The 5,634-nt window shown below is 73.1% G+C and carries 5 protein-coding genes and 1 pseudogene; 3 read left to right on the forward strand and 3 right to left on the reverse strand.

Going from position 1 to position 5,634, the window contains the following annotated elements:
- Together GTW67_RS22715 and GTW67_RS22720 are read left to right on the forward strand one after the other, a co-directional pair.
- A partial coding sequence (locus GTW67_RS22715; RefSeq protein WP_161166657.1) for a molybdopterin molybdotransferase MoeA occupies positions 1–1,193 on the forward strand: 1,193 nt, incomplete at its 5' end.
- On the forward strand, positions 1,190–2,287 hold the full coding sequence (locus GTW67_RS22720) for an NAD-binding protein (protein WP_161166658.1): 1,098 nt from the start codon (positions 1,190–1,192) through the stop codon (positions 2,285–2,287). The genes GTW67_RS22715 and GTW67_RS22720, both read left to right, overlap by 4 nt.
- Before the next feature lie 60 nt (positions 2,288–2,347).
- Here the strand turns inward: GTW67_RS22720 and GTW67_RS22725 are convergent, their stop codons facing one another.
- Positions 2,348–3,196, reverse strand: a complete 849-nt coding sequence (locus GTW67_RS22725) for an ABC transporter permease (protein ID WP_161166659.1) — start codon at positions 3,194–3,196, stop codon at positions 2,348–2,350.
- Positions 3,193–4,212: an efflux ABC transporter ATPase subunit, DrrA-related gene (locus tag GTW67_RS22730; protein ID WP_161166660.1), complete on the reverse strand. Its 1,020-nt coding sequence runs from the start codon at positions 4,210–4,212 to the stop codon at positions 3,193–3,195. Before GTW67_RS22730 ends, GTW67_RS22725 begins: the two co-directional genes overlap by 4 nt.
- A 173-nt stretch (positions 4,213–4,385) precedes the next feature.
- Here GTW67_RS22730 and GTW67_RS22735 point away from each other — a divergent pair, with 173 nt between their 5' ends.
- Entirely contained in the window at positions 4,386–5,369 is a 984-nt protein-coding gene (locus GTW67_RS22735) for an NAD(P)H-quinone oxidoreductase (protein WP_161166661.1), read from the forward strand.
- 25 nt (positions 5,370–5,394) lie between these two features.
- Here GTW67_RS22735 and GTW67_RS37080 read toward each other — a convergent pair.
- Positions 5,395–5,634 (reverse strand): annotated as a pseudogene (locus GTW67_RS37080) (hypothetical protein); the annotation flags it as partial.

Raw genomic sequence — 5,634 nt, forward strand, 5'->3', positions numbered from 1 at the left:
TCGAGGCGCGGGTGGCCGCCGAGCGGGCCGGGCGGGCCGGTGCCCGCGCGGCCCGACGAGCCCCGGTCTCCGTGCCGCTCGACGCCGCGCTCGGACTCACCCTGGCCGCGCCGCTGACCGCCCTCACCGACCTGCCCTCCTTCGACACCTCCGCGATGGACGGCTGGGCCGTCGCCGGCCCGGGCCCCTGGGCCGTGCGCGACGAAGGCGCCCTGGCCGGGCACGCCGAGCCCGCGCCGCTCACCGACGGCGAGGCCGTCCGCATCGCCACCGGCGCCCGCGTCCCCCTCGACGCCACCGCGGTCCTGCGCACCGAGCACGGCCGTACCGACGAACGGGGCCGACTGCACCTCAGCCGCGAGGTCGTCCACGGCCAGGACATCCGGCCGCGCGGCCAGGAGTGCCGCAGCGGCGACCAGTTGCTGGCCGTCGGCACCCTCGTGACCCCGGCCGTCCTGGGCCTCGCGGCGGCGGCCGGGTACGACACGTTGACCACCGTTCCCCGCCCCCGCGTCGACGTCCTGGTGCTCGGCGACGAGCTGCTCACCGAGGGGCTGCCGCACGACGGCCTCATCCGGGACGCCCTCGGCCCCATGCTGCCGCCCTGGCTGCGGGCCCTGGGCGCCGAGGTCGGCGCGGTCCGGCGGATCGGCGACGACGCCGACGCCCTGCACCGGGCCGTCACGACGTCCGAGGCCGACCTGATCGTGACGACCGGCGGCACCGCCGCGGGCCCCGTCGACCACGTCCACCCGACCCTGCGCCGCATCGGCGCCGAGCTGCTCGTGGACGGCGTGAAGGTGCGCCCCGGCCACCCCATGCTGCTGGCCCGCGTCGCGGAGGACCGGCATCTCGTCGGCCTGCCCGGCAACCCCCTCGCCGCCGTCTCCGGACTGCTCACGCTCGCCGAGCCGCTGCTGCGCACCCTCGCGGCCCGCCCGGCGCCGGAGCCGTACACCCTGCCGCTGCGGGACGCGGTGCACGGGCACCCGTACGACACCCGGCTGGTCCCCGCCGTCCTGCGCGGCGAGGGCGCCGTTCCGCTGCGCTACAACGGTCCGGCCATGCTGCGCGGCATCGCGGCGGCGGACGCCCTGGCCGTCGTGCCCCCCGGCGGGGTGCGGGCGGGAGAGGAGACCGAGTTGCTCGACCTGCCCTGGGCCACCGGCGGAATCGGAGTGTGTTTCACGTGAAACTTCCGGGCCAGGACGCGATCGCCCGCCAGGCGGACGAGCACCTCGTGACCCATCGGGTGAAACTCCCGAGGAAGCTGGTGGAACACCCGATCCGGCAGGTCGGCAAGCGGCTGTCCCTGGCCCTGGTCGTGCTCCTGGCGACCGCGGTGATCGTCTATGCCGATCACGACGGTTACACCGACAACTCGGACGGCTCCGTCGATCTCCTCGACGCCTTCTACTACGCCACCGTCACCCTCTCCACCACCGGGTACGGCGACATCACCCCGGTCAGCGACGCCGCCCGGCTGACCAACATCTTCGTCATCACGCCCCTGCGCGTGCTGTTCCTGATCATCCTGGTCGGCACCACGCTGGAAGCCCTCACCGAACGCACTCGGGAGGAGTGGCGCCTGAACCGCTGGAGGTCCACCTTGCGCGATCACACCGTCGTCGTCGGCTTCGGCACGAAGGGGCGGTCGGCGATCCAGACCGTGTGCACGACGGGCCTGCGCAAGGAGCAGGTGGTCGTGGTGGACCCCAGCGGCAAGGCCATCGAGGCCGCGACGGCCCACGGGTACGCCGGGGTGATAGGGGACGCCACCCGCAGCGACGTGCTGAACCGGGCCGAGCTGTACCGGGCGAAGCAGATCATCATCGCCACCCAGCGCGACGACACCGCCGTGCTGGTCACGCTGACGGCCCGCCAGCTCAACCGCAACGCCAAGATCGTGGTCGCGGTGCGGGAGGAGGAGAACGCGCCGCTGCTCAAGCAGTCCGGCGCGGACGCGGTGATCACCAGCGCCAGCGCCGCGGGCCGCCTGCTCGGGCTGTCCGTACTCAGCCCCGCCGCCGGCATGGTGATGGAGGACCTGATCAGCCAGGGCAGCGGGCTCGACCTCGTCGAACGGCCCGTCATAAAGGCCGAGGTGGGCAAGAAGCCGCGCGAGACGGAGGACCTGGTGGTGAGCGTCCTGCGCGGGCACCGGGTGCTCGGCTACGACGACCCGGCCGTCGGGGCCCTGGAGCTGACCGACCGTCTGATCACCATCGTGCGAGCGACGCCGGGCTCCCAGGTGGCTCCGGACGCCCGCCCGCTGCCCCGCGACTGACGGCGGCCCCGGGCCGGCCGACGCGACCACCGCGTACGCCGTGCCGGCCCGTGGGGACGCCTACTTGCGGTTGTAGAGCCGCATGGTGACCGGCCCGAAGACGAGCAGGAACAGGGCCGCCCAGCCCAGCGTCCAGGCGATCTCGCCGCCCGGCCACTCACCGGCCATCAGCTCCCGCACCGCGGAGGCGAGGTGCGTGATGGGGCTGTTGTTGACGAACGCCTGGAGCCAGCCCGGCATGGTCCTCGGGTCGACGAAGACGTTGGACAGGAAGGTGAGCGGGAAGATCACCATCATGCTGACGCTCATCACGGACTTCTCGGTCCGCAGCATCAGCCCGAACATCGTCCAGATCCACGAGAAGGCGAACGAGAACACCAGCAGCAGCGCCACCCCGGCGACCACGCCGAGGAAGCCGCCGTCCGGCCGGTAGCCGAGGAGCAGGCCCACGGCGAGCATGACGACCGACGCGATCGTGTAGCGCAGCGCGTCGCCCAGCAGATAGCCGACCATCGCCGACGGCCGCCAGATCGGCAGCGAGCGGAAGCGGTCGAAGACGCCCTTCTCGATGTCGATGTTCACCGAGACCCCGGTGTACATCGTGATCATCACGACCGACATCACCAGGATGCCCGGCAGCACGAACTGGATGTAGTCGCTCGGCGAACCCGCCAGCGCACCGCCGAAGAGATACGTGAACATCAACAGGTTCATGATCGGGAAGGCGGTGACGTCGAAGAGCTGCTCCGGCACATGCTTGATCTTGAGGATCGCGCGCCAGCCGAAGGTCAGGGACGTCGACAGGGAGCTGGGCCGCGGCGGGCGCTCCTTGGTGACCAGCAGGGTCGCCAGCGACTCGGTGCTGACCGGTGCGAGGTCCTTGCTCTCGGTGCTCGTGGCCGTGCTCATGCCGCCACCTCGTCCTTCGCGTCGTCGCGTCCGGCGCCTTCGCCGTGGCCGGTGTCGTGGCCGGTCAGCGCCAGGAAGACCTCGTCGAGGCTGGGCTGCCCGAGGGAGAAGTTGTCGACCGTGATGCCGTTGCGGGCCAGCTCGCCCAGCGCCTTCGCGGCCTGGCCGGCCGCCGTGTCGCCGGTCGCCGCGCCGAGGCGGGCGGTCAGGGCCAGCGGGTCGGGTTCCAGCTGGACCTCGGCGGAGAGCAGGTCCCGCAGCACCCGCTCGGCCTGGGGCCGCCGGTCGGCGTCCCGCAGCCGCACGTGGACGGACCCGGCGCCGACGGACGCCTTCAGCTCGCCCTTGGTGCCCTCGGCGATGACCCGCCCTTTGTCGATGACGGCGATCCGCGACGCCAGCTGGTCGGCCTCGTCCAGGTACTGCGTGGTCAGCAGCACGGTGGTGCCCTGGGCGACGACCGCGCGGACGATGTCCCACACCTGGTTGCGGCTGCGCGGGTCGAGCCCGGTCGTCGGCTCGTCGAGGAAGAGCAGGTCGGGGGTGTTGAGGATGGACGCGGCGATGTCGATCCGGCGCCGCATGCCGCCGGAGTAGTGCTTGACCTGCTTCGCGGCGGCGTCCGTCAGCCCGAAGGCCTCCAGCAGCCGGTCGCCCCGCTCCCGCGCGGCCTTCTTGCCGTGTCCGAGGAGCCGGCCCAGCAGGATCAGGTTCTCCGTGCCGGTGAGGTCCTCGTCCACGGACGCGTACTGGCCGGTGAGGCTGACCCGGCCGCGTACCTCGTCGGCCTCGCGCACCACGTCGTGACCGAAGACATGGGCCTGGCCGCTGTCGGGCCGCAGCAGGGTGGCGAGCATCTTCACCGTGGTGGTCTTGCCGGCGCCGTTGGGTCCGAGGACGCCGTACACCGTGCCGGCGGGCACCGCGAGGTCCACCCCGTCCACGGCCCGGGTCTCGCCGAACGTCTTGACCAGGCCCGCGGTCTCGATCGCCAGGCCCGACGTGTGCGTGTTCATACGTGGTGGTCCTTCCGCGCTCTTGGGCTACGCATGGGAAGACCTTTACCGTCGCGCAAACTCATCGGTCCCGCACGGGCTTTTCCGGCGGTCGGGTACAAAGGCGGACGCGGGTCCGACCCCGGACGTGGTCCGCGGGGCCCGGCCGGGGGCCGAGGAGTAGCGTCGGCCCCATGCGTGCGATCACGATTCCCGAACCCGGAGGCCCCGAGGCGCTGGTCTGGACCGAGGTCCCCGACCCGGTGCCCGGCGAGGGCGAGGTCCTGGTCGAGGTGACGGCGAGCGCCGTCAACCGGGCCGACATCATGCAGCGCCAGGGCTTCTACGACCCGCCGCCCGGCGCCTCCCCCTACCCCGGCCTGGAGTGCTCCGGGCGCGTCTCCGCGCTCGGTCCGGGGGTGTCGGGCTGGTCCGTCGGCGACGAGGTGTGCGCGCTGCTCGCCGGCGGCGGCTACGCCGAGAAGGTCGTCGTCCCGGCCGGCCAGCTGCTGCCGGTCCCCGAGGGCGTCGGCCTCAAGGAGGCGGCGGCGCTGCCCGAGGTGGTCTGCACGGTCTGGTCGAACGTCTTCATGGTGTCCCACCTGCGCCCCGGCGAGACCCTGCTCGTGCACGGCGGCTCCAGCGGCATCGGCACCATGGCGATCCAGCTCGGCAAGGCCGTCGGCGCGAAGGTCGCCGTGACGGCGGGCACCGAGGAGAAGCTGGAGCGCTGCGCCGAGCTGGGCGCCGACATCCTGATCAACTACCGGGAGCAGGACTTCGTCGCCGAGGTGAAGGAGGCGACGGGCGGCGCGGGCGCCGACGTCATCCTCGACAACATGGGGGCCAAGTACCTGGACCGCAACGTCCAGGCCCTCGCCGTCAACGGCCGGCTCGCGATCATCGGCATGCAGGGCGGCCGGAAGGGCGAGCTGAACATCGGCATGCTCCTCGCCAAGCGCGCCGCCGTCAGCGCGACCTCGCTGCGGGCCCGCCCGCCGGGGGAGAAGGCGGCCATCGTGGCGGCCGTGCGCGAACACGTCTGGCCGCTGCTCGCCGGGGGCCACGTCCGGCCGATCGTCGACCGCGAACTCCCGATGAGCGACGCGTCCGCCGCGCACCGGGTCGTGGAGGAGAGCGGCCACATCGGCAAGGTGCTGCTGGTGGCGGCGCCGTAGCCGTACGGGCCGTACACCGCCCGTCCTACGCGCCGCCCCGGCGCAGACGGAGGCCGACGAAGGCCAGGGCCAGGCCGAGGCCGACGAGGACCAGCCCGCTGCCCAGGGGCAGGACCTTCAGGGCGGGTCCGGTGGCCCCCTCGGTCCGGGCGGCGGTCGTCGCTTCGGCTTCGGTCCGCGGTGGGGCGGTCGTGGGCGGCGGGGTGGGCTCCGCGGGCGGGACGACGGCGGCCGGGGTGCCGGGGCGGTCGGGGAGGTCCCTGCC

The sequence above is a fragment of the Streptomyces sp. SID5910 genome, assembly GCF_009862125.1.
Lineage (GTDB): Bacteria > Actinomycetota > Actinomycetes > Streptomycetales > Streptomycetaceae > Streptomyces.

Coding starts and splice junctions, on each gene's coding strand:
- GTW67_RS22725 (WP_161166659.1), bottom strand. CDS start 3,196: ATGAGCACGGCCACGAGCACCGAGAGCAAGGACCTCGCACCGGTCAGC.
- GTW67_RS22730 (WP_161166660.1), bottom strand. CDS start 4,212: ATGAACACGCACACGTCGGGCCTGGCGATCGAGACCGCGGGCCTGGTC.
- GTW67_RS22735 (WP_161166661.1), top strand. CDS start 4,386: ATGCGTGCGATCACGATTCCCGAACCCGGAGGCCCCGAGGCGCTGGTC.